Origin of the sequence: Nonomuraea turkmeniaca (genome assembly GCF_005889735.1) — a bacterium.
Classification (GTDB): Bacteria; Actinomycetota; Actinomycetes; order Streptosporangiales; family Streptosporangiaceae; genus Nonomuraea; species Nonomuraea turkmeniaca.
The window spans coordinates 1-870 of the sequence record NZ_VCKY01000569.1 but is presented as its reverse complement, the minus strand read 5'-3'; the positions used below and the strand labels follow the sequence as shown (position 1 = coordinate 870).

The 870-nt window shown below is 63.9% G+C and carries 1 protein-coding gene; it reads left to right on the top strand.

Features of this window, described 5'->3' with window-relative positions; all coding sequences use genetic code 11:
* Positions 1-870: complex I subunit 1/NuoH family protein (locus ETD86_RS54570; RefSeq protein ID WP_138674415.1), on the top strand; the 870-nt coding region annotated here is incomplete at both ends.

Below are 870 nucleotides of genomic sequence, written 5' to 3'. Positions count from 1 at the left end.
AAGATGGGTCTGAAGGAGGACCTCTTCCCCAACACGGTGGACAGGGTGCTCTACCTGCTGGCGCCCATCATCATGGTGGTGCCGGCGTTCCTGGCCTTCTCGATCGTGCCGTTCGGGCCGATGGTCAACCTGTTCGGCGTGCAGACGCCGCTGCAGCTGGTCGACCTGCCGATGGCGGTGTTGTTCATGCTGGCCATGGGTGCGGTGTCGGTCTACGGTGTGGTGCTGGCGGGGTGGTCGTCGCGTTCGCCGTACGCGCTGCTCGGCGGTCTGCGTTCGGCTGCGCAGGTGGTGTCGTACGAGATCGCGATGGGTCTGTCGTTCGTGGCGGTGTTCATCTTCGCCGGGACGTTGTCCACGTCGGAGATCGTCGCGGCACAGGAGCAGACCTGGTTCGCGGTGTTGCTGATCCCGTCGTTCCTGATCTACGTGGTCTGCATGTTCGGCGAGGCCGCCCGTATCCCGTTCGACCTGCCGGAGGGTGAGGGTGAGCTGGTCGGCGGGTTCCAGACCGAGTACTCTTCGTCGCTGAAGTTCGCCCTGATCATGATGGGCGAATATCTGCACACGTTCACCGCCTCCGGCATCGCCGTGACGTTGTTCTTGGGCGGCTGGCGGGCGCCGTTCCCGATCTCGTTGTGGGAGGGCGCGAACACCGGCTGGTGGCCGGTGTTGTGGTTCTTCATCAAGTTCGTGCTGACCTTCAGCTTCATCGTGTGGGTGCGGGCCTCGCTGCCCCGTGTGCGCTATGACCAGCTGATGTCGCTGGGCTGGAAGGTGCTGATTCCGGTCAACCTGGCCTGGATCTTGCTGGTGGCGGGTGTGCGCACCGTGGTGCTCAACGAGGACAGCAGGATGATCGCTCTTGCG